22 protein-coding genes are annotated in these 25489 nt (G+C 52.2%); 12 read left to right on the top strand and 10 right to left on the bottom strand.

The window, feature by feature from the left end; genetic code table 11:
- Window positions 1-92 precede the first annotated feature (92 nt).
- Window positions 93-1112 carry an aldo/keto reductase gene (locus ABID47_RS27725; RefSeq protein WP_354501638.1) on the top strand — a complete coding sequence of 340 codons (1020 nt, stop codon included), beginning with the start codon at window positions 93-95 and terminating at the stop codon, window positions 1110-1112.
- Window positions 1113-1254: 142 nt separating this feature from the next.
- Entirely contained in the window at window positions 1255-2754 is a 1500-nt protein-coding gene (locus ABID47_RS27730; protein ID WP_354501641.1) for an MDR family MFS transporter, read from the top strand.
- Between the two features lie 143 nt (window positions 2755-2897).
- Here the strand turns inward: ABID47_RS27730 and arsC are convergent, their stop codons facing one another.
- The 3 genes from arsC to ABID47_RS27745 form a co-directional block, all read right to left on the bottom strand.
- On the bottom strand, window positions 2898-3317 hold the full coding sequence (gene arsC / locus ABID47_RS27735; protein WP_089548513.1) for an arsenate reductase (thioredoxin): 420 nt from the start codon (window positions 3315-3317) through the stop codon (window positions 2898-2900).
- Window positions 3318-3343: 26 nt separating this feature from the next.
- On the bottom strand, window positions 3344-4639 hold the full coding sequence (locus ABID47_RS27740) for an arsenic transporter (protein ID WP_089548514.1): 1296 nt from the start codon (window positions 4637-4639) through the stop codon (window positions 3344-3346).
- A 90-nt stretch (window positions 4640-4729) separates the two neighbouring features.
- A complete protein-coding gene (locus ABID47_RS27745) occupies window positions 4730-5056 on the bottom strand; it encodes an ArsR/SmtB family transcription factor (protein ID WP_263882032.1) in 327 nt (108 codons plus the stop codon).
- Between the two features lie 157 nt (window positions 5057-5213).
- On the opposite strand from ABID47_RS27745, the gene ABID47_RS27750 reads away from it, so the two are divergent.
- The 4 genes from ABID47_RS27750 to ABID47_RS27765 all read left to right on the top strand — a co-directional run bounded on the left by ABID47_RS27750 (window position 5214) and on the right by ABID47_RS27765 (window position 8966).
- Window positions 5214-5663: a MarR family winged helix-turn-helix transcriptional regulator gene (locus ABID47_RS27750; RefSeq protein WP_076173626.1), complete on the top strand. Its 450-nt coding sequence runs from the start codon at window positions 5214-5216 to the stop codon at window positions 5661-5663.
- 135 nt (window positions 5664-5798) lie between these two features.
- The gene (locus ABID47_RS27755; RefSeq protein ID WP_076173625.1) at window positions 5799-5987 is read left to right on the top strand and encodes a hypothetical protein; all 189 of its coding nucleotides are present in this window, start codon (window positions 5799-5801) and stop codon (window positions 5985-5987) included.
- Between the two features lie 52 nt (window positions 5988-6039).
- Entirely contained in the window at window positions 6040-6852 is an 813-nt protein-coding gene (locus tag ABID47_RS27760) for an arsenite methyltransferase (protein ID WP_354501648.1), read from the top strand.
- 128 nt (window positions 6853-6980) lie between these two features.
- The gene (locus ABID47_RS27765; RefSeq protein WP_354501651.1) at window positions 6981-8966 is read left to right on the top strand and encodes a DUF2339 domain-containing protein; all 1986 of its coding nucleotides are present in this window, start codon (window positions 6981-6983) and stop codon (window positions 8964-8966) included.
- Between the two features lie 138 nt (window positions 8967-9104).
- Here the strand turns inward: ABID47_RS27765 and ABID47_RS27770 are convergent, their stop codons facing one another.
- Complete coding sequence (locus tag ABID47_RS27770; RefSeq protein WP_354501654.1) at window positions 9105-9827, bottom strand: HAD family hydrolase; 723 nt, start codon at window positions 9825-9827, stop codon at window positions 9105-9107.
- 424 nt (window positions 9828-10251) lie between these two features.
- On the opposite strand from ABID47_RS27770, the gene qoxA reads away from it, so the two are divergent.
- The 5 genes from qoxA to ABID47_RS27795 all read left to right on the top strand — a co-directional run bounded on the left by qoxA (window position 10252) and on the right by ABID47_RS27795 (window position 15348).
- Window positions 10252-11202: a cytochrome aa3 quinol oxidase subunit II gene (qoxA, locus tag ABID47_RS27775; RefSeq protein WP_435530677.1), complete on the top strand. Its 951-nt coding sequence runs from the start codon at window positions 10252-10254 to the stop codon at window positions 11200-11202.
- Between the two features lie 27 nt (window positions 11203-11229).
- Entirely contained in the window at window positions 11230-13176 is a 1947-nt protein-coding gene (gene qoxB, locus ABID47_RS27780) for a cytochrome aa3 quinol oxidase subunit I (RefSeq protein WP_354501657.1), read from the top strand.
- Window positions 13173-13769 carry a cytochrome aa3 quinol oxidase subunit III gene (qoxC, locus tag ABID47_RS27785; RefSeq protein ID WP_076173619.1) on the top strand — a complete coding sequence of 199 codons (597 nt, stop codon included), beginning with the start codon at window positions 13173-13175 and terminating at the stop codon, window positions 13767-13769. The genes qoxB and qoxC overlap by 4 nt, the downstream gene beginning before the upstream one ends.
- A gap of 1 nt (window position 13770) precedes the next feature.
- Complete coding sequence (qoxD, locus tag ABID47_RS27790; RefSeq protein WP_076173618.1) at window positions 13771-14052, top strand: cytochrome aa3 quinol oxidase subunit IV; 282 nt, start codon at window positions 13771-13773, stop codon at window positions 14050-14052.
- A gap of 177 nt (window positions 14053-14229) precedes the next feature.
- Window positions 14230-15348, top strand: coding sequence for an acyltransferase (locus ABID47_RS27795; protein ID WP_354501661.1), 1119 nt, complete (start codon window positions 14230-14232; stop codon window positions 15346-15348).
- A gap of 468 nt (window positions 15349-15816) precedes the next feature.
- Here the strand turns inward: ABID47_RS27795 and ABID47_RS27800 are convergent, their stop codons facing one another.
- The 6 genes from ABID47_RS27800 to ABID47_RS27825 form a co-directional block, all read right to left on the bottom strand.
- Complete coding sequence (locus ABID47_RS27800) at window positions 15817-16071, bottom strand: hypothetical protein (protein WP_076173614.1); 255 nt, start codon at window positions 16069-16071, stop codon at window positions 15817-15819.
- 541 nt (window positions 16072-16612) lie between these two features.
- Window positions 16613-17785, bottom strand: a complete 1173-nt coding sequence (locus ABID47_RS27805; protein ID WP_354501664.1) for a response regulator — start codon at window positions 17783-17785, stop codon at window positions 16613-16615.
- A gap of 639 nt (window positions 17786-18424) precedes the next feature.
- Complete coding sequence (locus ABID47_RS27810) at window positions 18425-18940, bottom strand: mismatch-specific DNA-glycosylase (protein ID WP_116234043.1); 516 nt, start codon at window positions 18938-18940, stop codon at window positions 18425-18427.
- Between the two features lie 24 nt (window positions 18941-18964).
- Entirely contained in the window at window positions 18965-19819 is an 855-nt protein-coding gene (locus ABID47_RS27815) for a MurR/RpiR family transcriptional regulator (protein WP_089550357.1), read from the bottom strand.
- Between the two features lie 245 nt (window positions 19820-20064).
- Entirely contained in the window at window positions 20065-21408 is a 1344-nt protein-coding gene (locus ABID47_RS27820; protein ID WP_354501668.1) for a hemolysin family protein, read from the bottom strand.
- Between the two features lie 735 nt (window positions 21409-22143).
- Window positions 22144-24390 (bottom strand): excinuclease ABC subunit UvrA, encoded by a 2247-nt coding sequence (locus tag ABID47_RS27825; RefSeq protein ID WP_354501973.1) that lies wholly within the window; start codon window positions 24388-24390, stop codon window positions 22144-22146.
- Between the two features lie 93 nt (window positions 24391-24483).
- On the opposite strand from ABID47_RS27825, the gene ABID47_RS27830 reads away from it, so the two are divergent.
- The gene (locus ABID47_RS27830) at window positions 24484-25425 is read left to right on the top strand and encodes a helix-turn-helix transcriptional regulator (RefSeq protein WP_354501671.1); all 942 of its coding nucleotides are present in this window, start codon (window positions 24484-24486) and stop codon (window positions 25423-25425) included.
- Window positions 25426-25489: the final 64 nt, after the last annotated feature.

The raw sequence follows: 25489 nt of genomic DNA on the forward strand, positions 1-25489 counted from the left end.
GATCAACCGGTTCAAGAAACCGTCCCCGGATTCCCTGTATACTGGGTTCAAGAAGGGCATCAACCCTATAACATGAATGGAGGCGTTAAAGCATGAAATATGCAAGACTCGGAAACTCAGGACTGATCGTGTCCAAACTGGCATTCGGAGCAATGACTTTTGGCACGGGAAACCTCCCTAGCGTCTATAAGGTAGGCCCATCAGCTGCCCGGCAGCTGGTGGACGAAGCGCTGGCGGCAGGCATCAATTTCTTCGATACCGCAGATGGTTATGCCGACGGGCAAAGTGAGGAAATGCTGGGGCAGCTGCTCGGCTCCCGGAGGCAGGAAGTGGTCATTGCCACCAAAGGCGGCTTCCGTGCGGGCCCTGCGCTTGTTCAATCGGGCTTGTCCCGCAAGCATTTGCTTGCCGCCGCAGAGGCAAGCCTGAAACGCCTCGGCACCGATTACATCGATTTGTACATCGTTCACAAGACGGATCCTTTCACGCCGCTGGAAGAAACGCTCGAAGCGCTGAACGACTTGGTCCGGCAGGGAAAAGTCCGCTATATCGGCTTCTCCAACTGGCCGGCCTGGCTGGCGGCCAAGGCGGTGCAAATCCAGCGCGAACGGGGCTGGGCCACCTTCATTAGCGGACAGATGTATTATTCCCTGGTCGGCAGGGACGTCGAGTACGATATCCTGCCGTTCATGAAGGACGCTGGCGTCGGGCTGACGGTATGGAGCCCGCTGGCCGGCGGATTTCTAAGCGGCAAGTATTCCCGCAGCAATTTGCAGGATCCGGACGGACGGCTGAGCGGCTTTGACATCATTCCGTTCGACAAGGAATGGGGTTTTGCCGTGCTGGACCACGTTCACAGCATCGCCGATGCGCATGGCGTGACGGCTGCACAGGTATCGCTTGCCTGGCTGCTGTCCAAAGCCGGCGTCAGCAGCGTCTTAGTGGGCGCCAGCAAAATGAGCCAGCTGGAGGACAATTTGAAAGCCATCGACCTGGAGCTGACGGCTGAGGAGATGCTGCTGCTGGATCAAGCCACACAGCCGCGCCCGCTCTACCCGAATTGGTTTGCCGACTCGATGCTGGATGCAGAGCACATTAAAGCGCTGGGGTAACGTAAAAATACGGCGGATAATGAAGACCCGACGTTGCGTATTTTATTTTCACTTGTTTTCCGGTTCGTTCATATTCAGTTCATAAACATCGTGTATTTTGGTTTCATTCCAAAAAAGCAATAGAGAAATGAGGGAGTTTGGAGTGAAATCAAATCGAAACACGCTGATTTTGATCGGACTGATGATCGGTCTGATTTTTGCGGAGCTGGACGAAACCGTCGTGTCCACGGCGATGCCTACCATCATCCGCGATTTGCACGGCCTGGCGCTGTACGGCTGGGTCGCCGGCATTTACATGCTGGCTGCGACCATTTTTATGCCGATCCTCGGCAAGCTGGCCGACATTTACGGCCGGAAAGTCGTTTATTTAAGCTGCATGGCGCTCTTTATCGCAGGATCGATCGTGTGCGGCCTCGCCCCATCGATGACGTTGCTGCTCATCGGCCGGGGCATTCAGGGCATTGGAGCCGGGGGGCTCATGCCGATCGCCTTAGCCATCATCGGAGATTCGTACCCGCTGGAGAAACGCGCCAAAATCCAGAGCCTGTTCGGCCCCATGATGATCATTCCCCAGCTGCTGGGTCCTACGGTGGGCGGATATTTGGTCGGTCACGTCAACTGGCACTGGGTGTTCCTGATCAACATTCCGGTTGGCCTGATCGCCGCCCTGGTGCTCGGAATCGGCATGCGGGAATCGCGCGGAGACGAGAAAAAGCCGATCGACTGGCTTGGTTCATCGGTGCTTACCTTAAGCCTGCTGTCCCTGCTTATGTCACCGGTTCTGATCGATAACCAGGGTCTGGCCTGGTCTTCGCCAACGATTATCGGGCTGCTGGTTATCGGTGCCTTGCTGCTCGGTCTGTTTATCTGGATCGAGACGAAGGTCAGGGAGCCGATTATCCCGCTGCATTTGTTCCGTAACCGCAATGTGGTCGTGCTGTCGCTGCTGGTCTTTATTCTCATGCTTGGTCTGATGGGCGGCATCGCCACCTTCCCGTACTTTGCCCAAAATGTGATGGGGCTGACACCGACGCAGTCTGGTTATCTGATGCTGGCGTTTATGGCCGGCGCCATTCCGTCGAGCATCGTTAACGGATTTTTAATCACCCGGGTTCCATACCGCAATCTGTTTATCATTTGCTTTATCCTGCCGGTCATCGGCATCTATCTGCTGACGCAGCTCGGCATTCACACGTCCGTGGTGTATATCGTCGCTTCGTTCTTTATTCTGGGCCTCGGCCTCGGCGCCCTGTTCGGTGGCGACAATCTGATCGTGCAGGAATCGGTGTCCAAGGAAAACAGCGGCATTGCGCTCGGCACCGTGCAGCTGATCCAATCGCTCGGCACGACGATCGGCCTCAGCGTCTTCGGCAGCCTGCTTGCCAAGCATATCAAGGATGGCGTCTCCTCCATTGCCGGACAGCTTCCTGAAGGAAGCGCAGAGCACCTGGCTACGGGAGGCATCCCGGCAAACCTGGCGCCGGACTTGGTGCTGAAGGTGCAGACCGTCTTTGTGGACGCGTTCCAAAACTTGTTCGGCATCGCGTTCGTGTTTATCCTGGTCTCCTTTGTGATCACCTGGTTTTTGAAAAAGGGAGTGCTCACCAGCAAGGAAGCGGCGGCCGAGTCGGGACACAGCTGAGCCGGCTGGCCGTAGTTCTAAACTTATAAATGTGGCTGAACGCTTCTCTAGCCATACATGGCAATCCAAAATAAATAGCGACAGTCTTGGGATCAAAAATCTCCCCGGACTGTCGCTATTTCATTTCCAGCTATCCGCTGTTTCTATTCCCCCGTTTTGGCAAATCGCTCGATTCTTTCGCCAATCTGATCGCGTACACGTTGAAATACGGCCCACTTCTCTTCCTCTGTACCCTGGGCTTTCGCCGGATCGTCAAATCCCCAATGCTCACGTCTGACTTGCGGCGGTGTGACGGGGCATTTGTCAGCCGCATCGCCGCAGAGGGTCACCACGAAATCAGCCTCGTTAAGGAGTGTGGGATCAATGATATCAGAGGTTTGACCGGAAATATCAATCCCTGCTTCTTCCATGGCTTTGACGGCATTGGGATTGAGCCCGTGAGCTTCAATGCCCGCACTGTGCACATTCCAGTCGTCACCCAGGTATTTTTTCGCCCAGCCTTCAGCCATTTGACTCCGGCAGGAGTTGCCTGTGCACAAAAAGTAAATTGTTTTCTTGTTCATATGAGCTGTCTCCTTGGATATAAAAATTATAAAATCGCCAACCACAAATACAGGCCCAGCAGCGTAATCAAAAGGGTAGGAATCGTCAGGATAATGCCGGTTCTAAAATACGTCCCCCAGGAGATTTTGACCCCTTTCGCGGACAGCACATGAAGCCATAGGAGTGTCGCCAGTGATCCAATGGGAGTCATCTTCGGCCCTAAGTCGGAACCGATGACATTGGCATACGCCAGAGCCTCTTTGATGGCATCGGTGGTGTGGGTGGATTGTATGGCCAGGGCATCAATCATGACGGTAGGCAAATTGTTCATTACAGATGACAGCACGGCAGATATAAAGCCCATTGAGATCGTCGCCGCAAACAATCCCTGATCAGCAGCCGACTGAATGACTTGAGCTAATAAGTCCGTCAGCCCGGCATTCCGCAAGCCATACACCACCACATACATGCCAATGGAGAAAAAGACGATGGCCCACGGGGCCCCCTTAACCACATCCTTGACCGGAACGATTGGACTTTTTCTTGCCATAAGCAAAAAGAAGATCGCGATGACACCAGCGACGATGGATACCGGTATATTTAAAAATTCGCTCGCAAAGTATCCAGCCAGCAGAATGGCAAGCACAACCCAGGACAATCTGAACATTGCAGGATCCTTGATCGCATCCTCCGGGTTCCTTAGATCGGCGGCATCAAACTTCGCGGGGATGCTCTTTCGGAAGAACAGGTAGAGAACGATGATGCTGGCTCCTAGAGCAAATAAATCCGGGATGATCATATGGCCGGCGTATTCCATGAAGGAAATACCGAAGAAGTCAGCAGACACGATATTTACGAGGTTGCTGACAACCAGCGGCAGTGAGGTCGTATCTGCAATAAACCCGCTGGCGATAATGAACGGGAACACCTTCTTTTCATCAAATCTGAGCGCCCGCATCATCGCGAGAACGATCGGCGTTAAGATCAGCGCAGCACCGTCATTTGCAAAAAATGCAGCCACAACAGCACCGAGGAACGAGACATAAATAAACATCCGCAGACCGCTGCCGCGGGCGGCCCTTGCCATATGGAGCGCAGCCCACTCGAAAAATCCGATGCTGTCCAGAATAAGCGAAATAAGGATAATGGCTACAAAAGCGAGCGTAGCATTCCATACGATTTGCGTGACATCCCAAACGTCCTGGAACCGGACCACCCCAAGGAGCAGAGCAAGAACTGCGCCTCCGCAGGCTGACCACCCGATCGACAGGTTTTTGGGCTGCCAGATGACGAGAACTAATGTGATCAAAAATATGACGCAAGCCAATACAACGGTTACCATTTCAACCTCCGTGCGAACTGTCGCTGATCTTGTTTGTAAACATTCGCGAATCATTATATAACTATGTACTTATATGATCAACAGATAAACTTACTTGCACGCGGAAGTTAAATGTTGTTTGTTTAATGCGGATAATATCTTTTGGGAATCGGGCGTGTGATCCAATACAGCCTTGATATACGGTTTATCATCTGCATTTAAGGAGTAGTACACCCATTGTCCACGCTTACTTTCCTTCACCAGTCCCTGAGATTTCAGCTTTCTTAAATGCTGGCTTACCGCAGGCTGGGAAACCTCCAGGATCTCAACAAGCTCACAAACGCAAAATTCCCGGTCCTTAAGTAAGGATAATATGGTAAGGCGGGTGTAATCGCTTAGCAGCTTTAGCTTATCCGACATTTCGCGAATTTGTTCCATCAGGGTCCCTCCTTTTCGTGATATATAAGCGGATGATTATATGATATGATGATGAGAAATAAATATCAAATCCATAAAAATGCATCCTTACCCCAAGAAAACATTTGCATATTGCAAATAAATACAGTATAAATGAATCACGAGGTGAAAAAACGCCATGGAAAGCACTCGCGAACTATTCCAAATCATGACCCGCCGCTTTGGCTTACTCAATAAAAATTGCTGTACCGTGGGTGGGCACGATCTCACACCGGTTCAAAGCCACATTTTGTTTGAGGTCGACCGCCAGCATCATCCTTCGATCCAACAGATCGCGGAAACATTAGGCACCGATATCACAACATTCAGCCGCCAGGTACAATCACTGATCAAAATGAACCTGATCAAAAAGACGCCTGATCCTACAGATCGCCGGGTTTCGACGCTCGCTCTAACGGTTGAAGGGAAATACGTCGCCGCCACCATCGACCATCAAATGAACGCTTATTTGGATGATGTATTTTCTTTTATGACCGAGTTTGAGAAAGAGACCGTTCTCCGGTCCATTAAATTGATGAATGAAGCGATGGCCAAATCCGATTATTGCTGCAAACCGATGCTAGGGTAATTTTTTTTACCTTTCAATACTTGCAATTTGCAATTAATTTTCATCGTGTGCAATCCTTTGATCTGATGTCAAATGGCTTTGCTGCTTCCAGCAGCGGGTCATTCAACATACACAACCCTTTAAGGAGGTCCTTCGATGTACGATCACTTTTACACCGCCGAGTACCTGATGAAAATGAACGAACAGCAAGTGCAAAAAACGGCTCGGCAGGCATGGAAATGGTCCGCGGAAAAACCAAAAATGGGCCGGTATAAGTTCCTGGACTCTGTCCGTAAAGCGAAGACAGTTCCTTGCTGCTCTCCACCCATTCAGGCTTGCTGCTAAAGTGCTGCTGACCATTGAATCGAATCCAAACCTATTCTAAGGAGTGTTATCCATGTCAAAGTTAACGAATGATGAAATCCGCCAAAACGTGCGCAGCCGATATAAGCAGATTGCCGTTGCCGAGATGAATGCCGGATCTTGCTGCCAACCGGACAACAGCCAAGCCAGCTGCTGCAGCACGCCTTCCGATTTTAATTCGATCTCGAGCCGATTAGGTTACTCTGACGACGAATTAAACGCGGCGCCTGAAGGCGCAAATCTTGGATTGGGATGCGGTAACCCGCAGGCGATTGCTTCTTTAAAGCCTGGTGAAGTCGTGCTGGATTTGGGAAGTGGCGGCGGATTTGACTGTTTTCTGGCATCGCGCCAGGTGGGAGATACGGGTAAAGTCATCGGCGTTGACATGACCCCCGAAATGGTCAGCCGTGCTCGCAGCAATGCAGTGAAAGGCCATTTCAAGAACACCGATTTCCGTCTGGGAGAAATTGAGCATCTTCCCGTAGCCGATCACACGGTTGATGCTATTATTTCGAACTGCGTGGTTAATTTATCTCCAGATAAGCAGCAGGTGTTTCACGATTCTTTTCGGGTGCTAAAAAGCGGAGGCCGGCTGGCCATTTCGGATATCGTTACTACAGCAGATTTACCTCCTGAGATCAAAAACGACCTGGATGCATTGTATTCAGGCTGCATTTCAGGGGCTTCTTCCGTCAGCGAAATTGAAGCGATGCTTAGACAAAGCGGGTTTACAAACATTAGCGTTGAACCTAAGGATGAGTCCAAAGCTTTTATTAAGGATTGGGTTCAAGGATCAAATATTGAGGATTACATTGTTTCGGCTGTCATCCAAGCCACCAAGCCTTAAGCTGGTGGAATGCCGTTCTGTTTACCCATGTCCACCCATATTATGGCTCTTGTTCCAGCCGAGATGTGTTATATTAGTACCATCTCGGTTAAATACATAATTATGGAATTTTTAGGGGTGAACAGCTATTGGATTTGGAAAGAAGGATTGAGCAGCTCGAAGCGAAAATGAAAGCGATGGAGCTGGAGCTGAACGAACTTAGACGGGAGAGGCCGGGGATGGGCGATCCTCGTCAGCAGCCGGCGAATCCGGGAGCCCAGGCCCAGCGGCCGGTGCAGCCGCAGGTTCCGCCTCAGGCTCCCTATGCGTCGCCGCAGGCACCGGGCGCTGCATACCCGAACCCGCCTGGGGCACAGCCTTACCAGGGGCATCCAGGCCCGCAGCCGATGCCTGGGCGGCCGGGCGTGCCGGGGTACCCTGGAGGTCCCGGCGTGGGGCCGTATCCGGGCCAGCCGGGAACCGCAGGTTACCCGGCGCAGGCAGGCCCGCACCAAGGCCAGCCGGGCCAAGGGCGGTATTATGGCCAGCCCCGTCCCGCCGGGCCGCAGGCCCAGCGGCCGCCCAAGCCGTCGAAGCCGCCCGTGGACTGGGAGCATGCCATCGCTCGGGTGTGGCTGCCGCGCGTGTTTATCGTCGTGCTGCTGCTCGGCGTCCTGTGGGGCTTTATCGCTGCCGTGTCGGCGGGGTATCTGACGCAGCCGGTACGCTGCCTTCTCGGCCTCGTTGCCGCCGGCGCCATGTACTTCTTCGGGGAGCGGCAGGTCCGGGCGCAGCGGGAAGGACTGGCGCAGGTGCTGCTCGGCGGCTCCGTCGCTGTGCTCATGCTGACCTTTTTTGCGGCGCATCATCTATATGAATTGATTCCGTCCTGGTTAGCTTTCCTATTATATATCTTGTCCATCGTTCTGGGGGTGTGGACCGCCGTAAGACGCCGCTCCCAGACGCTCGTGATCATTATGACCGTCGGCGGTTATCTCATTCCGTTCCTGGTGAAATCCACGGAGCCGAACGCCTGGATCGCCGCAGGTTTCGAGCTCGTCTTTTCCCTGGCGATGACGGCGCTGTCGATCCGCTATGCTTACCGCGCCGCTTACTTCGTGTCCATCGGCGTGCTGCATCTGCCGCTGATGATTCTATACATGGCAGGCGATTTCGAAGGCAGCCGGCATGTCTTCCTCGGCGCGGTATTCCTGCAGCACGCCCTGCTGCTCGTCCTCTCGCTGGTCCGTCCGTACCGCCACCGCGTAGACGAGACGGTATCGCTCATGACCGGCTTCGGGCTGGTCGTGCTGTGGATTTACGCTTTGTACAATCAGGCGGGCGGCCCCGGTCCCGAATCGATGATGATGATCATCTGGGCCGTCATTTACAGCCTGATCGCCCTCTGGCGGGTGATGAGCGGCCGCGTTCCCCACGAATACATGGCGATCGCGACCTGCGCCTGGCTCGTTTGGCTGGTTGAAATCGTCAGCCGGGAGGCACTGCCGCTGTCTGTTCTGATCGAGGCGTCCCTGGGGCTAGGCCTCGGCATCCTGCTGAGAAGCCGGATGCAGCAGATCACGTCCGCCATCCTGTATTTGTTTGGGGGACTGAGCATTCTGCAGCTGATCATTCACGAGATCCTGTCGATCGAAACGCTGTCCTGGATCGCGCTCCTGGCCAGCCTGGCAGGCTTGTCGGCGGTCCTCCGCAGACATATGGCCGAAGAATGGCAGCGTAAAGTACCGGATATTCTGATGTGGTCCGCCGCGCTGCTGTCTATCGTCTTCCTGACGGAAGTGACCTCGGTCCTGACGCGGAATCTGTCGTTCGACCTGCAGCATTTGATCCTGTCGGCCGAATACGCGCTCTATGCGATCATCGTTATTATTTACGGCGTCATGGTGGGTAAATCGATGGTCCGCCTGGCCGGACTGATCGTCCTGCTGATCACGCTGCTCAAGGTCATCTTCTTCGACCTGCCGGGCGTGTCGCTGGCCGTGAGGGCGATCCTGTTCATCGGTCTGGGCGTCGCCGGCATCGCTGTTTCCCGAATTTTGTACAAACGCAAAGGGGCCGATCCCGAAGCACCTTCGGGACCTCCGCCGGGCCCTCCGTCGCTCCCGCCGGAATAAATACGAAATGACCGCGTCTACTTGACTCAAAAAGCGATGGCACGGGAGCCATGCTTATCGATTTCCAAAAAAAAGGGTGCCTGCACATCCCCGATGGATGCAGGCACCCTTTTTTTCATGAAAACAGCCAACCACCCGCTAGCCACCCATCAGAACGGATCTCAGCTCCCCGTAGCCCCCCAGAATATGATGGGGCTGATGTCCGGTCGCAAACGGCTCGACCTTCCGATGGTTAAACCAAACTGATGTCCACCCCGCCTCCAGCGCGCCGATGACGTCGTTGTTCCAGGAGTCGCCGATGTACCAGCTTGCCCTAGGCTCCGTTTCCGTCACCTCGTTCACATGCCTGAACAGCCGGGGATCCGGCTTGTCCATGCCCACCGCTCCGGACACGAATACCCGCTCCAAGCCCACCAGCTTGTCCAGCCCAAGCGCACGGACTTTGTTCATTTGGTGTTCCTTTGGGCCATTGGTGATCACGCCGACCACATCGCCTCGCTCCTGGAGTTCCCGGATCAGCTCCTGCGCCCCCGGAAACAGGCGAATGTCGAACTGCCCCTCCAAATAAGCTGCCTGAATCGCAGCCGCCTGCTCCCGGTCCACATCGATGCCGAACTCCGCAAGGGCCAGCTGAATCCGCTGCTCGCGCATGTCCTCCAGATCATCCGCATTCGCCGGATCATTCACATGTCCATGCCGGGCCGACAGCAAGTCGCTGTAATGCCGGAACCGGTGGTATACTTGTTCATAAGGAAAGCCGTCCGGCGGCGATATCAAGCGATCGAGCGCCTGCCGCAGCGGTTCCAGATGGTCATACAGCGTATCGTCCACGTCAAAAAATACCGCTCTTTGTTCATCCATTTTCTTGTTCTCCCCCATCTGCCTGTCCGCGATCACATGCCGGCTGCTGCCCGCATTAGCCCTCATATTGTACCATACAGCGGGCTTTTGGGACGCCTCAGCCGCTGTTTCAGCAGGAAAAAATCCGGCTATCGGCTTATGATAAGCCCTTTCAATTGTGACGAAACTGGCAACATTGACAAAGCCTTGTGCAATTTTGAACAAAAATGAAAATCCCCGATTTTCAGCGATTACAGTGATTTTTCGCACAATTTGAGGTTTTTTTAAAAATCATGTGAAGATGTTCACAGAATTATTGTAAATGATTTACATTTATTACTTTTGTTGCATTTGTTTTCACTTCCCCGGATTACTAAGCTATGGCTATAAGGTTCATTATTTAAAGACAAATTCAGCTACATGTAACGCTAGAAAGGAGCTCACTGTGAAGAAAAAAAGATGGTTATTTTTTGGTTTATTTGTATCCATCATGTTGCTGCTTAGCGGATGCGACTCGTCGTCACTCATCGTGCTAGATCCGAAAGGTCCGCAGGCAAAAACTCAATCCAGCACGATTATTTTCTCCATCCTGATGATGGCTTTCGTCCTGATTGTGGTTTACATCTTGTACATCATCATGCTGACCAAATACCGGGCAAGCAAAACCAGTGACGATTATATCCCGCCTCATATAGAAGGTAACAAATGGCTCGAGTTCACCTGGATTGCGATTCCGGTTATCATTGTGGCCATTCTATCGGTTGTCACGGTCAAAACGACCAGTGCGGTGGAAAGTGTTCCTGCCGGTTACGAGAATCAGAAGCCGCTTGTTATCTATGCCGCATCGTCCAACTGGAAATGGCACTTCAGTTATCCTGAAGAAGGCGTTGAAACGGTGAACTATGTGAATATTCCTACAAACCGGCCGATCGAGTTCCGCCTGTATTCTTACGGACCGATTACGAGCTTCTGGGTGCCGCAGCTTGGCGGACAGAAGTACGCCATGAGCGACATGGTCAACACGCTTCACCTGCTGGCCGACACACCGGGTTCCTTCATGGGACGTAACTCCAACTTCTCCGGTAAAGGCTATGCGCAGATGGAGTTTGAGGTACAGTCCATGAGCGCCGGAGACTTCAGCAAATGGGTCGACGACGTGAAGAAAACTGCACCTAAATTGACTGAGGCCAAATTTAACGCGCTGCTGAAAACCTCCTACGTTGGACGGGAATCCTTCTCTTCCACGCACCTCGGGTTCAACCCGCCGCCTGAAATGGATATGTCCGAAGGACATCACGGCAGCGGCAGCAGTGACAAAGATTCCGGCTCGGAAACGATGGATCATTCGGATATGAGCAATATGGAAGATATGGGGTCCATGGAACATGGAAACTAACATCTACTGGAAAGGAGACCTACCTGCATGAAATGGGACGAATTTTTTGTTACCGGTGAGCCGATGATCTATGCTGCCATGGTCAGTATCGTCGTCGTTTCCCTCGCCATCCTGATCGGCCTGACCTATTTTAAAAAGTGGGGCTATCTGTGGCGCGAATGGCTCACAACGGTTGACCATAAGCGGATCGGGGTCATGTACATCCTGTCCGCACTCATCATGCTGTTCCGCGGCGGGGTCGACGCCCTGCTGATGCGTACGCAGCTCGCGGCTCCGGAAATGAAGTTTCTGGATGCGCAGCACTATAACGAAATCTTTACAACGCACGGCGTTATCATGATCCTGTTCATGGCGATGCCGTTCGTTATCGGACTTATGAACGTTGTCGTTCCGCTGCAAATCGGGGCGCGCGACGTAGCTTTCCCTAGACTGAACGCCGTCAGCTTCTGGATGTTCTTCTTCGGAGCGATGCTGTTCAACATTTCCTTCGTCATCGGGGGATCGCCGGATGCCGGCTGGACCGCATACTTCCCGCTGGCGAGCCTGGAGTTCAGCCCGACCGTAGGTAACAACTTCTACTCTCTGGCCCTTCAGATTTCCGGTATCGGTACGCTGATGACCGGCGTCAACTTTATCGTAACGATTCTGAAAATGCGTGCGCCAGGCATGAAACTGATGCGCATGCCGATGTTTACCTGGTCCGTCCTGATTACGAACGTTATCATCCTGTTCGCATTCCCGGTTCTGACCGTTGCCCTTGCCCTGATGATGTTCGACCGCATCTTCGGCAGCCAGTTCTTTACGATGGCGAACGGCGGTATGGATATGCTCTGGGCCAACCTGTTCTGGGTATGGGGACACCCTGAAGTATATATCGTTATTTTGCCGGCCTTCGGTATATTCAGTGATATTATTTCCACGTTCTCGAAAAAGAACTTGTACGGTTATAAATCGATGGTTGCCAGTATGGTAGTCATCTCGCTCCTGTCCTTTATCGTATGGGCTCACCACTTCTATACGATGGGCGCAGGCGTTATGGTCAACGGCTTCTTCTCCATCACGACGATGGCGATTGCCGTACCGACCGGCGTCAAAATATTCAACTGGCTCTTTACCTTGCAGAAAGGTAAAATCTCGTTCACGACACCGATGCTGTACGCGATGGCCTTTATTCCGATCTTTACGATCGGCGGCGTAACCGGCGTCATGCTGGCGATGGCCAGCGCGGATTACCAGTACCATAACACGATGTTCCTGGTTGCCCACTTCCACTATGTATTGATTCCGGGTACCGTCTTCGGGGTTCTGGCAGGCATGTACTTCTGGTTCCCGAAAATTTTCGGTTTCCGTCTGAACGAGAAGCTCGGCAAGACCGCCTTCTGGCTCATCGTCGTCGGCTTCAATACGGCCTTCCTGCCACTGTTCTTCCTTGGACTGAGCGGCATGACGCGCCGGATGTACACGTATTCGGCCGACACCGGCTTTGGCCCGCTGAACATGGTGGCTACGATCGGTGCCTTTATCCTGGCCATCGGCTTTGTAGTTCTGTGCTACAACTTCTACTGGAGCTTCCGTTACAGCCCTCGCGACGAAAACGGAGATCCATGGGATGCACGTACGCTGGAATGGAGTACGCCAAGCCCTGTGCCGGTGTACAACTTCGCCAAGGTACCTAACGTCAAATCCATGGATGCACTGTGGGAGGCCAAAGTCAACGGGGTACCTCTCTACGAGGAAGGCCCTTACGAACCGATTCATATGCCTAACAACAGCGGTCAACCGTTTATTCTCGGTCTCATTATGTTTTTCCTTGGCTTTTTCCTGGTATTCAGCTGGTTCATTCCGGCGATTATCGCAGGTATTGCTGTCGTGGTCATGCTGGCCCTCCGTTCCTTCGAACGCGACCACGGCTACCACATCTCACCGGAGGAAATTGCCGCTACTGAACAGAAATTGCGGGGTGATTCCGTATGAAAATAAATGATTCACTGCCACTTGAGTATAGAACGGAAGAGAACAGCAACAAGATCTTCGGGTTCTGGCTCTTCCTCGGGGCAGAGATCGCCCTCTTCTCCACGCTGTTCGCCGTCTATTTCACGCTGTGGAACCGGACGGGGAGCGGCCCGACGGGGAAAGAGCTGTTCGAACTGAACGGCGTCATTTGGGAGACGTTCCTGCTCCTGACCAGTAGTTTCACCTGTGGTCTTGGCATTCACGCCATGCGCCTCAACCTGAAGAAGCCGATGATCGTCTTCTTCGTCATTACACTGCTCATGGGCCTCGGCTTCCTGGGCATTGAGATCACCGAGTTCGTCAACTACGTTCACGAAGGGGCTACGCTGCAAACGAGCGCGTTCCTGTCCAGCTTGTTCGTCTTGCTCGGTACCCACGGTCTTCACGTGACGATGGGTATTCTCTGGGGCGCCGGCATTCTGATTCAGGTCGGCCGTCAAGGCTTTACGGATGAGACGGCGAACAAATCGTTCATCTTCTCGCTGTACTGGCACTTCCTTGACGTTGTCTGGATCTTCATCTTCAGCTTTGTCTACATGAAAGGACTGATGTAATATGGCACGTTTATTTCCAATACGGCACGTGATCGGATACATCTTCTCGCTGATCCTTTCAGTGGTTGGACTGGGCGTGGTGTTCTGGGATTTGAACCCGACCGCCGGACTATGGATCCTGATCGTATGTGCGCTCATCCAGGCGTCGCTGCAGCTCGTACTGTTCATGCACATCGGCGAGACCGACAACAAAAAGTCGCTGTACTTCAACATTGCTTATGCGTTGTTCGTCGGACTGGTTACGATCTTCGGTACGCTCTTCACGATGCTGTGGGGATGGTAAGAAGCTCAGCTTGACTCAGATATATCAAAGGCTTTTCTGATCCTAAGGGTCAGGAAAGCCTTTTTTTGTTGGATTATTTTTCTGGTAAAAAAGGAATGTTTTTATGCAAAATCGAATCTAACCATTGGCTCGTCAATGTTGCCATACGATAACGTTCCAATGGAGGCGAACAAAGTATTGGCCCAAAAACAGAGGATCACCTATTTGGATCTCTTGCGCGGCATTGCTATTTTGGCTGTAGTCACCATCCATGTGACATCCTATCCGGTAGCCTTTCTGTCCATGGATTCCACCGTGTATCCGCTCTATTTTATCCTGAATGCGGCTTCACAATTTGCCGTACCGGCGTTTCTGTTTTTGAGCTCGCTCGTCCTGTTCTACCGTTATGACGGCGGCGTTCAGGGCAACTGGCTTCTTTTTTATTGGAAACGCTTAAAGCGGATTCTGCTGCCTTACTTGTTCTGGTCCGTGTATTACTCCACTTATCTGTCGTATATCCAGCATATTTCATTCTCAGACGGTCTCCGCAAGTTTCTTAAAGGCTTGCCGCTTGGCGGCAGCTATGACCATTTGTATTTCATGATCATCATCGCCCAGTTTTATGTGCTGTTTCCTCTCCTATCGCTGTTGTTTCAGAAGATAGGGAAGGTCCGGCGGCATCCCATACTCGTGGGGGCCCTGCTGCAAATCGCCTTCTATCTGCTGAATTATTACGTGCTTCATATGCATAAAACCGGGACCTTCGTGATGACCTACGTCGTTTATTTCTTTTTGGGTGCTTATATGGCCGAACGGTTAAAGGGGGTGTCTTCTGATGAAACCCCGAAATGGAACTACCGGTGGACGGCTCTGTTTCTGGGATCCGCAATCCTCTTTATCGTGCAAAAATGGCTGCAGCTGGCTAACCCCCATTGGATTCGCCAGCCTTTTCTATCCAACATCAACTTTATAACGGATTACGCCTACTGCAGCATTGCGTGTGTATTTTTGGTGCTGTTCGTTCGAATTCTCGAAGGGAAACCACGACTTCAAAAAGTACTGTTTTCCCTCGGATCCTGCGCCTTCGGCATTTACTTTATTCATCCCTACTTTTTGATCTTGTGGCGGCATTTTGTCATGACGAGCGGCCCGATCGCCTATCACCTGCTCACCTGGGCAGGCGGGGCTGCTGCGCTGGCCGCTTCCTGGCTGATCACTTGGCTCCTCATGCATACGCCGCTCGGCGTCTATCTTGTCGGGGAATCCAAATGGAAGGCCCGGAACAAACGCGGCGCGTCTCAGAGCGGAACGATGTGAGCTTGGGAATGAAGCTGCGCAGCCTGTTGGCCCAGAAAGAGCAGGAAGGTCGTGAAGATCAGTATCGATAAGATCAAGTCCAATGTCGAACTCAAGTTCACTAAAGAACTGCAACCTCGGTAAGCCCGCTGCGCAAACGGCTCATTCCTCCGATCGCTGTTGCCAGCCCATGTTTTGGATGATATAGACCACTCTGAGGTTAACATGGGCTGACAAAGGCGACCACTCCGTTTCTCCGGAATCGATCCGTCCGCTCCGCTGGAGTCTAGGATGAAAAAAGCAGCCTGCCGTTTATGCGGCAGGCTGCTTGCTTTATACTACTTGATTTACCCAGCTTTTATCTTACTTGCTTTGCCCTACTCACTCATTCTACAACTGCTTTGGGGCTGCTTGTTTCTTCTTGAACCCGAACAGGGCTTCGCCCCGTGCAATCATGATGCCTGCCCATAGTTTGATCTTAATCGGTGATCACCCGCTTTTCTTCCCGGATTTCTCTTCCCAGACCATCCCTGCAAATAAGACGCGTTTCGGTTCCGGTGTAAGCGTGCAGCTCTCCCAGTGGTCCATCTTCACAAGCCCCCGCCGAACGAGCGCAAAAACGGTATTGGTCGTACAATACCAACCCGGCTTCGATAGGTTCCGGGAGTCATCCGGCTCCCTCTCATAAGTCCAATACCCGCCATGCTTCCAGCGTTGCAGCCGCCCGCCATGTTGTTGCGCCATGCTTAGGGCTTCCATTTGTTTGTCGGATAGTTTCATATGATCACCACATAACCTTTTATTTGTCTTCTCGCCGCAGAGACGGCGGATCAGGCATTAATATACTGATACCCAACATACCCCGATTAAACCATAACGGACTGGATAAATTCTGAATATGGACAAAAAACTGACCTTTAACACACTTAGGCTTTTCTAAAAAAACAAACGGATGCTTATTCCAGCACCCGTTTTCTTCTTCATTCCCATGCTATATTCAGATAAAGTTCATTTCTACTTTGTATAATACAAACATATACTTCATATCGTGGAACCCGAGATTTGGGACCGATATGTCAGAGATAAAGATCTTTGAGGAGGATCCATGGAAGTTACGCGCATTCTCAAGGAAACGTTGCTCAAATATAGTACAATGTCCGACGCAGAAATCAAGGAGATTCTCATAAAAGAACAAGTATTATACAAGACCGTAGACATAGCTTCCAAAAAACAAGAGCCTGCAAAGCATTTCCCTTAACAGCGGAAGTTCACGCTTAAACGCTCTTTATTGGACGTCTGCTTCTTCCTTCTCATGCACGCGTTCCTTCTCCCACGCCTCGAACCAGGCCGAGATCTCTTTACTGGGAGCCATATCGTAGTCTTCCAAGAAAACCGATGTCATCTGCTGGTACAGCCGGCGGACTCCGACCCGTTGATTGAGGGAGGCATACAGCTTCATTAATCCTTCATATCCCTCTTCCCTGTAAGGCATTTTTCGGATCATTTCCTGATACAATCCGATAGCTTCCGCATGCTGTTCGAGACCAGCACAGCATTCGGCGATTCTCTTCGCATGGTCAAACCAAAGCAGCCGGGTCCGCTCCTGTTCGGGCTCTGCCCACCCGTACCCGTGTTCATCCAAAAAATCCCCAGGGTACTTATCCATGATGGCGATATGCTCCGGAAGGCTTTCAGGCGCCACTGGCGGGGCGCTGCGCAGATCTTTTTCCCATTCCTCGATATCCAGTGTCACATTTCCGAATTCAAGCCGGTACCCTTCATCCTGAAACTTGATATGTAGATCCATGCCGCTCGTCTTAATCGTTTTCCTAATTTGATAGATGGCCGTGTGAAGCTGGGTTGTCGCTCTCTTCAGGTTGAAATCCGGCCATAACAGGTCGATCAGGGTTTGCTTGCTTACGGTTTTATTCCGGTAATAGATCAGGTACGCAAACAGCTCCGGTGCTTTCAGGGTTCTCCAGGAAAAAGAATGGGGCTTGCCGTCCGCGGATCGAAAGTGCAGGTTTTTCAGGCAGCAAAGCATCATATGGTTTGCGGATCGGCCCTCTTCCGTAGGGGCACCCGCCGGCGGTGAGGAAGCCACCCGTTTCATCGTGACAGCCAGTCTATCGGGATGAATCGGTTTGAGTAAATAGTCCAGTGCGTTAATCTCAAAAGCTTTTATAGCAAACTCCTGATAGGCCGTTACAAACACAACCTCCAGACCCGGATACATGGCGAGCAAGCGGTCAGCCAGCTCAAAACCCGTCATTTCCGGCATGTCGATATCCAGGAAGGCAAGGTCCGGGGCGTCCTCCGCCGCTGCATCCAGCGCTTGAAGAGGGCTTTGGAAGGCTCGGACAGTCAGCGGCTCCAGATTTACGCCTTCCAGCGACTGCAGGAGCCGTTCCATTTTCTTCAGAGCGAGATATTCGTCATCAACAAGAATAATCTTCAAGGTCTATGCGTTCTCCTTTCAGGCCATTTCGAACATGCCGTCTTCTAATGATGCGATTATGTGCTGGAGTCAGATCATGTACGACAATACCGCAAGCAGCCCCGCAAAAAAGCTTCATCACAGAGCTGCTCCACAATTACCCATTTCGAGAGTATCATTAATTCGGCATCGATTCAATTCGTTTAGTAAATTAGTGAATTTAAGTACGGAGGACAAACGACCTTTAACTGTAGAACGCGATATTGATCAATTTTATAATTAAAGCAATGACGACAAGAAATGACGAGGTATACGCGAGTTGGTTCAGTTTTTGATCTTCTGCGGACTGCCGGCGCCTCTTTTTCGGACGAAGCTTTCTTTTGGCGTCATTTCTTTTGGCGTCATTTCTTTTGGTGTGTCTCCTTGTGGTGAGGTTCCTTTTGGACATATTGGAAATCCTCCATTATCTGAGGTGTCACGCTGTAAAGGCTGTGCCGGCGGTCTTCACGCTCAGCACCTTATTCTACTTATATGTAGATGAAAGGACAATGGGAACTATCCGTGTCCTCTCATGATCATTTTTCTCGTTACCCGCAGGTTTTGAACGCAAAAAAGCAGGGCTTCCAATGAGCTTCGCCTGCTTCGATGGGCCGGTGCAAGTCAGGATCCCTGCTTCTCTATAAACTCCGCCAGCCGGCGGTAGATTCCGACGATCTCCTCCATCGGCATCCGCACGAGCCCGCTTGAGCTGGGGGCCACGAACTCATGGATTTCCGGGATGACGGGGTCCGGCTGAAATCCCCAATCCACTTTGGAGCGCCGGCTGTATTCCGTGTATACGCCTTTGCCGACAAAACAGGCGATCCGCGGCAGGTACTGCCGCAGTTTTCTCCGGAGAATCTCCCTTCCCTCCGCGTACTCCTGCCGTTCGATATCGTCTACGCCCCGGGTCGGTCTTGCCACAATATTCGTGAACCCGTAGCCGAGCTTCAGAAGGTCCTGGTCCTCCGAAGCATCGTACAGTCTCGGCGTCAGCCCCGAGCGGTGCAAAATACGGTAAAAATTGTTCCGCGGGTTAGCATAATGGTGCCCGGTTTCTCCGGACTGCAGGCTGGGATTAAAGCCGATAAACAGGATGGACAAGCCATCATCGAGATGATCTGGTACCTCGGGCATCCTCATCCCCTCCTTTATTTCCGGTTAGTACAATTTATCCGATGTCGCTTTGGCCGTGATCTCCCGGTACTTCAGCGCTTCATCCTTCATCCGCAAAGATACGGCGACATTCAGCATGTCGATGACGGCCAGCTGGGACATTTTCGCCGACAAAGAGCTTCCCTGAAGCGGATTCTCCCGGCCTACCATAATCAGCACGATGTCCGCCACCTTCGTAATCGGGGAACGGGCGTTGCTCGTAATCGCAATAATGCGGGCACCCGCCTTTTTCGCCAAATTCAGATTGTCGATCGTATCCTTGGTGCTGCCCGAGATGGACAAGCCTACGGCTACGTCGCTGCTCGTCATAAGCGAAGCGCCCATCGCCTGAAAATGGGTATCCGCGACCGCCGTACTCCGCTTGCCGATCCGGGCAAAGCTGTGAGCCCCCTGCATCGCCGTCAGCCCCGAAGACCCCACTCCAAAAAAGTGGATGGACGATGCGCTTAGCAGGCACTCAATCGCCTTGCTCAGCTGCTCTCCATTGATCAGCTCGCGCGTCTGGTCGAGGGTCTGGATGTGCGTACCGATAATTTTCTGGCTGAGCGTGACCGCGTCGTCATCCTCGGAAATCTCTTTATGAATATGGTCCGTCGGCTTCACTAGATCCTGCGCCAAAGACAGCTTGAAGTCCTGAAAGCCTTGAAACTTCAGCTTGCGGCAGAAGCGGAGCACCGTCGTTTCCCCGACATCCGCCTTCTCGGCGAGCTCTGTCACCGATTCGTAGATAATATCCTGGGCATGCTCCAAAATGTACTGGGCCACCTTCTGCTCGGTTTTCGTCAGTCCGTTCAGATGGCTGCGGATGCTCAGCAGGGTCTTTCCCATTTCCTGCACCATGGACACTTGTATCTTCCCCTTCCTCTTTTAAGCCGGTTCGCGGTTATTAACCTGCATTCATTTTAGGAGATAAATTCCCAAATCATAAATAATGGAGGTTAATTTCTCCAACAACAATACAATTTTATTGTATAGGCAAAAAAAGAGGATTGCAAGCCGAGGGGATGGCGGAAGGGGGGCATAGTAAACTGTCCCAACACCCAGATTGAGGTGCGGGACAGTTTACCATGCAGTAAAAGGAAAAGTTAGTCCTCCCCTGCTTCCGGCAGCTCTGGCTCCGGTTCGTGCTTAACGACCTCGATCTCCCGGATCATCGGTCCTTCCATCCGCCGAATGGCAAATTCGCAGTCGTCCTGCCGGATGACGTCCCCTTCGGCAAGATCGAACTTTTGCGACAGCAGCCAGCCGCCGATCGTGTACACTTCATCCCCCGCCGGGATATTGGTTCCCAGCTTTTTGTTCACATCATGGATGAGCGCTTGCGGCTGAAAGCGGTAGCGGTTGTCCTCCAGCTTCGTGATCAGCAGAGATCCCGCTGGCTGCGGGCCGCCGGAACCCGAAGGAATATCTCCCACAATCTCCTCCAGAATATCCTCCATCGTGACCAGACCCGACGTTCCCCCGTACTCGTCCATCAGCACCGCCATATTGATGCCCGCCTTCTGCATCTGAGCCAGCAAATCTCTCGCCTGAACGGTTTCTATCACCTGCAGAACCGGACGGATAAAAGGCGTGATCTTCTCGTCTTCGCCGGTAACGCGCCGGACGACTTGATGCAGCATTTCCTTGACGTGGATAATCCCGGTTACGCGGTCCTTATCGCCATCTACCGCAACCGGCAGGTAATTGAACGTTTTGCTCTCGATGACATCCAAGACATCCCGGACCGTCGCATCGTGGGAGACGTAACGGATGGAAGTCCGCGGCACCATGATTTCCCGCGCGTCCCGTTCGTCGAAATCAAAGACGTTGTTGAGGTAGCGGTACTCGGTCGGCGTAATTTCGCCGCTGCGGTACCCTTCAGTGAGCGCAAAACGTAGCTCTGCTTCGCTTAACGCAGCGTCTTCCTCCGATATGGGCTTAACCCCGAAGATCCCGGTAATGACCCGCGATGACCGGCTCAGAATCCAGTTGAAGGGATACGTGATTTTGTAAAAAATAATCAGCGGACGGGCGAAAAACAATGCCATCGGTTCAGCGATCTGGATCGCAAAGCTTTTCGGCACGAGTTCCCCGATCACGACTTCAAAGTAGGTCAGGATCAAAAAGGCGATAATGAACGACACGATGCTCTCCACCGACTCGGGTGTATGCATGAGCTCAAACAGCGGATGGATCATTCGCTCCACGGTGGATTCCCCCAGCCAGCCGAGAGCCATCGAGGTCAGCGTCGTTCCGAGCTGGCAGGCGGACAGAAACTCGTCCAGGCGGGAAATGATATGTTTGACCGCGCGGGCATTTTTATTGCCTTCGGTCACCAATTGGTTAATGCGGGACACTCTGACCCGGATCACCGAATATTCGGAGGCGACGAAGAACGCGGTTAGCGCGATGAGCAGAACAACGAATATGATTTTCACAATTTCCACAGCATTTCCTTACCCTGCGCCTTGGGCGGCGGTGAGCGGCCAGGATAAGGAGCACCTCCTTTATGTTCAACGGATGAATAATCTCTTGGAATGTATATACCCAATTTTGAGGGGGAACGCATGGGCTTAGGATGGACGATGCGGGGATGAATATACCCGGACTTCGACTCTTGATGCGTGGGAACGGGCCATGACTTCGACTTTTGGCGCGTGGAACAGGATGTGACTTCAACTTTTAGCGCTTGGGAGGAACGGGCATTGGGCTTCAGCCGCTGTTGAATTCGGTTCGGGTTGACCTGAGATGTGGAGATGCCTGGACTTCGACTTTTGGCGCGTGGAACAGGCCGTGACTTCAACTTTTAGCGCGTGGGAGGAACGGGCATTGGGCTTCAGCCGCTGTTGAATTCGTGTTGTTTGGGATTTTATTGGGTGGTCACAACACGAATTCAAAGGCGGCACGTAAACTTTACGCCTCAATCCCCTTTTCCTCCGGGTGCAGCTGTTGCAGGAGAAACAGACCCAGAGAAAAAAAGACCACCGACGTACTTAGAGAAGAAGCCCGATACCGTTTTATCGAAAATTCTTTTACGTCAGGAGGAAGCCCGTATCTTCTGAAGCTGACACTTTCTTAAACCAAAAAAATCCCGACAATTCGTAGAATCGTCGGGATCCCCTTACACCGTAAATTTTCTCCGGTACATTTGAAACAAACGTCCTTTGAACCAAGCATCCTCGCTAAAGCCCTAAATACCTTCCAGTAATCGAGGCGCTGCAATCGATACTATCTTTCGGTATGCCTTCAAACATCACCTGGCCGCCTTCTTCTCCGGCCCCAGGGCCCAGATCGATCATCCAGTCAGCCTGACGGATCACCTGCAAATTGTGCTCGATCACGATTAAGGTGCTTCCCCGCTCCACGAGGCGGTTCATGAGACCAATCAGGAGCTCGACATCAGACATATGCAGTCCGGTGGTCGGCTCGTCCAGGACATACAGGATCCCTTCTCCCTCCAGCTCCGCGGCCAGCTTGGCCCGCTGCAGTTCGCCCCCTGATAACGTACTCAGAGGTTGTCCTAACGTCAAATAACCGAGGCCTACTTCCTTTAGTCGTCTGAGCGGCGTCTCAATTTCTTTTTCATGAAACACGTTGAGCGCATCCTCCACGGTCATGGCCAGAACGTCGCTGATGCTTTTCCCGCGGAACCGATAGGACAGGACCTGTTCTGTATAACGCTTTCCTTCGCATGCTTCGCAGATGCTGGAGACCGTATCCATAAAGGCGAGATCGGTAGATATGATCCCCAAGCCCTTACAGTGGGGGCAAGCCCCTTCGGAGTTGAAGCTGAACAGCGAAGCGCTGACGTGGTTTTCCTTGGCGAACAAAGTTCTGATCGTGTCGAAGATGTCCGTATAGGTAGCCAGATTGGACCGGTTGGAGGCGTGGATCGCGCCTTGGTCAATGAAAATCGCCTCGGGGTAGTACCTCGGAAGAACCTGACGGATCAGCGTGCTTTTTCCGGATCCCGCTACTCCGGTAACAGCGGTCATCACGCCGGTCGGAATTCGAACGCTAATATCTTTGAGATTATTCATAGTCGCATGCTCAATGGCGAGCCAACCGCCAGGCTTTCTGACCTCCCTTTTGAAGTCGAGGTTACGGTTTAAGTACCCGGCAGTTAATGTCGGGGATGACAACAGCTCATGAAAGCTCCCCTGAAATACGACCTCTCCACCGTAGGTTCCGGCGCGCGGCCCCATTTCAACAATATAATCGGCAATCTGGATCACATCCGGATCATGCTCGACAATCAGAACGGTGTTGCCTTTATCCCGCAGCTGCTTAAGCAATCGGTTGATGGTGTTGACATCATGCGGATGGAGTCCAATGCTGGGCTCGTCAAAAATATACAGCAAATCGGATAAGCTGCTGCCGAGCTGACGCACCATCTTGATCCGCTGCGATTCACCGCCCGACAGGCTGGGCGTTTCGCGATTCATGCTTAAATAGCCAAGGCCTACCGCCAGTAAATTGCCAAGGCGCTTGACGATTTCGTCCGTCACCGTCTGTACGTCAGGCTCGCGGATGGAACGTATAAACCTGATAAGCTCGCTAACCTGCATACCCGCACAATCGGCAATGCTTTTTCCGTTAATTTTACAGGACAACACGCGTGGGTTCAGGCGGCCGCCGCGGCATGTAGCGCACAGCTTCTCGCTCACGATGCGGTCAATCGCCTCCTGATATCTTTTAGCATCTCTCGAATCCTTATATAGATAAGTACGTTTAATGCGCGGGATGACCCCTTCATAGAGAGACGTCGGCGGCCACCCCTCCGTTGGATTTGGCGGCTTGAACCCGCTTTTATGGAGCAGCGTATCCATCTCCTCATCCGTATAATCCTTCAGCTTTTTGTCGTTATCGAACAGGCCGGTGCACACGTACCTTTTCCACCTGACGTCGCCGGGCATGAAGGTCGGGAAAAGAATAGCCCCCTCGTTAAGCGATTTTTCCCTATCGATCAACCGGTCGACGTTGATGTCTTTCACTTTCCCCAAGCCTTCGCAGTCCGGGCACATGCCCTGAGGGTTGTTAAAGGAAAACACGTCGGAATATCCAACAAAAGGAGTACCGATCCGGGAAAACAACAGCCTCAGCAGCGCATAAATATCCGTGACCGTGCCGACGGTAGATCTCGCATTCCCGCCGATCCTTTTTTGATTCATGACGATCACCGCCGGCAAATGCTCAATGGCATCCACCTCCGGTTGCCCATAATGAGGGAGCCGGTTGCGGATGAAGCTGGAGTACGATTCGTTGAATTGCCGCTGCGACTCCGCTGCGATCGTATCAAAAACAAGCGCCGATTTGCCGGAGCCGGATACGCCTACAAATACCGTAATCTGCTTTTTGGGGATCGTCACATGAACTCCCTTCAGATTTTTTTCTCTTCCGCCGACGACGCGAATGTCATCTTCTTTGATCATGTGGATTCCTCCTCTTGCGATTTGTATAAAATAGTATATGCTAAAACCATGCCATAAACTGTCATGGTTAAGTGAAGAGGAGGAGCTTTTGTGAGCAAAGCCAAATTACTGTTTGATTTAATCCTGTATGTCAATGCCAAACGCAGTTTTACCGCACAGGATGTCGCGAATGAATTTGGCATTTCTGTCCGAACGTCGCACCGCTATCTTACGGATATTGCCGATATGGGCGTCCCGCTTTATACGGAACCAGGAAGAAGCGGTGGTTACCGGGTACTCCCCAACCGGACACTGCCGCCGATCATGTTTAATGAGGAAGAAGCGTTTGCTATCTTTTTTGCTTTTCAGGCATTGAAGTACTATCAATCGCTTCCTTTTGATATTCATATCGATTCCGTCTCCCGCAAGCTGTACACAAGCCTGCCTGACGATACGAAAAGAAAAATAGACGGCTTGGATTCGGTTATCACCTTTTGGAATCAAAAAAGGACCGTCCCATCTCCATTTCTAAAGGAAATCATCGAGGCGGCCGCCGCGCACCGGCTGCTTAAAATCGAATATGTGTCGAAGCTGGAAAATACAGTGAGGGAAGTGGCTCCGATCGGTATTTACGCCAGCGAGGGCTTCTGGTACATGCCCGCGTTCGATCAAGCTCATGGCGAAATCCGGCTGTTTCGTACAGACCGGATCGTGTCCATGGAGCAAACGGAGCAAGCGTTTGTGCCACAGATGGAACTGTCGGACTGGCTCAACCGCAGCACGGCACTGACGCTGGAGTCGCCCGTCCGTTTATATGCAGAGCTGACCCGTGAAGGCCTGAGACAGTGCCGCAGCCAGCCATGGCTGGAGCCTTATATCGTGGAGGTTAGCCCGGATGAAGGTTACATCGAAAGTGTCATCGATCAGCGCGAGCTGGAATTCGTGACCGGCTACTTTTTTCAATTGGGTACTGCCGTTAAAGTCATTGAGCCGCGCGAGCTTGTAGACGGGATTCGTGAGCAGGCGCGGGAGATCCTTCGCCAGTATGCATGAGGTGTTCGAGTGTAATCCATTTTTAACGAAAAAAAAGCCTGCACAGCAGTTTCAAACGCTGTAC

It is taken from the genome of Paenibacillus favisporus, from assembly GCF_040545415.1.
GTDB lineage: Bacteria > Bacillota > Bacilli > Paenibacillales > Paenibacillaceae > Paenibacillus_AQ > Paenibacillus_AQ favisporus.

Coding starts and splice junctions, on each gene's coding strand:
- ABID47_RS27725 (WP_354501638.1), top strand. CDS start 93: ATGAAATATGCAAGACTCGGAAACTCAGGACTGATCGTGTCCAAACTG.
- arsC (WP_089548513.1), bottom strand. CDS start 3,317: ATGAACAAGAAAACAATTTACTTTTTGTGCACAGGCAACTCCTGCCGG.
- ABID47_RS27740 (WP_089548514.1), bottom strand. CDS start 4,639: ATGGTAACCGTTGTATTGGCTTGCGTCATATTTTTGATCACATTAGTT.
- ABID47_RS27745 (WP_263882032.1), bottom strand. CDS start 5,056: ATGGAACAAATTCGCGAAATGTCGGATAAGCTAAAGCTGCTAAGCGAT.
- ABID47_RS27750 (WP_076173626.1), top strand. CDS start 5,214: ATGGAAAGCACTCGCGAACTATTCCAAATCATGACCCGCCGCTTTGGC.
- ABID47_RS27755 (WP_076173625.1), top strand. CDS start 5,799: ATGTACGATCACTTTTACACCGCCGAGTACCTGATGAAAATGAACGAA.
- ABID47_RS27760 (WP_354501648.1), top strand. CDS start 6,040: ATGTCAAAGTTAACGAATGATGAAATCCGCCAAAACGTGCGCAGCCGA.
- ABID47_RS27770 (WP_354501654.1), bottom strand. CDS start 9,827: ATGGATGAACAAAGAGCGGTATTTTTTGACGTGGACGATACGCTGTAT.
- qoxB (WP_354501657.1), top strand. CDS start 11,230: ATGAAATGGGACGAATTTTTTGTTACCGGTGAGCCGATGATCTATGCT.
- qoxC (WP_076173619.1), top strand. CDS start 13,173: ATGAAAATAAATGATTCACTGCCACTTGAGTATAGAACGGAAGAGAAC.
- qoxD (WP_076173618.1), top strand. CDS start 13,771: ATGGCACGTTTATTTCCAATACGGCACGTGATCGGATACATCTTCTCG.
- ABID47_RS27800 (WP_076173614.1), bottom strand. CDS start 16,071: ATGGCGCAACAACATGGCGGGCGGCTGCAACGCTGGAAGCATGGCGGG.
- ABID47_RS27810 (WP_116234043.1), bottom strand. CDS start 18,940: ATGCCCGAGGTACCAGATCATCTCGATGATGGCTTGTCCATCCTGTTT.
- ABID47_RS27815 (WP_089550357.1), bottom strand. CDS start 19,819: ATGGTGCAGGAAATGGGAAAGACCCTGCTGAGCATCCGCAGCCATCTG.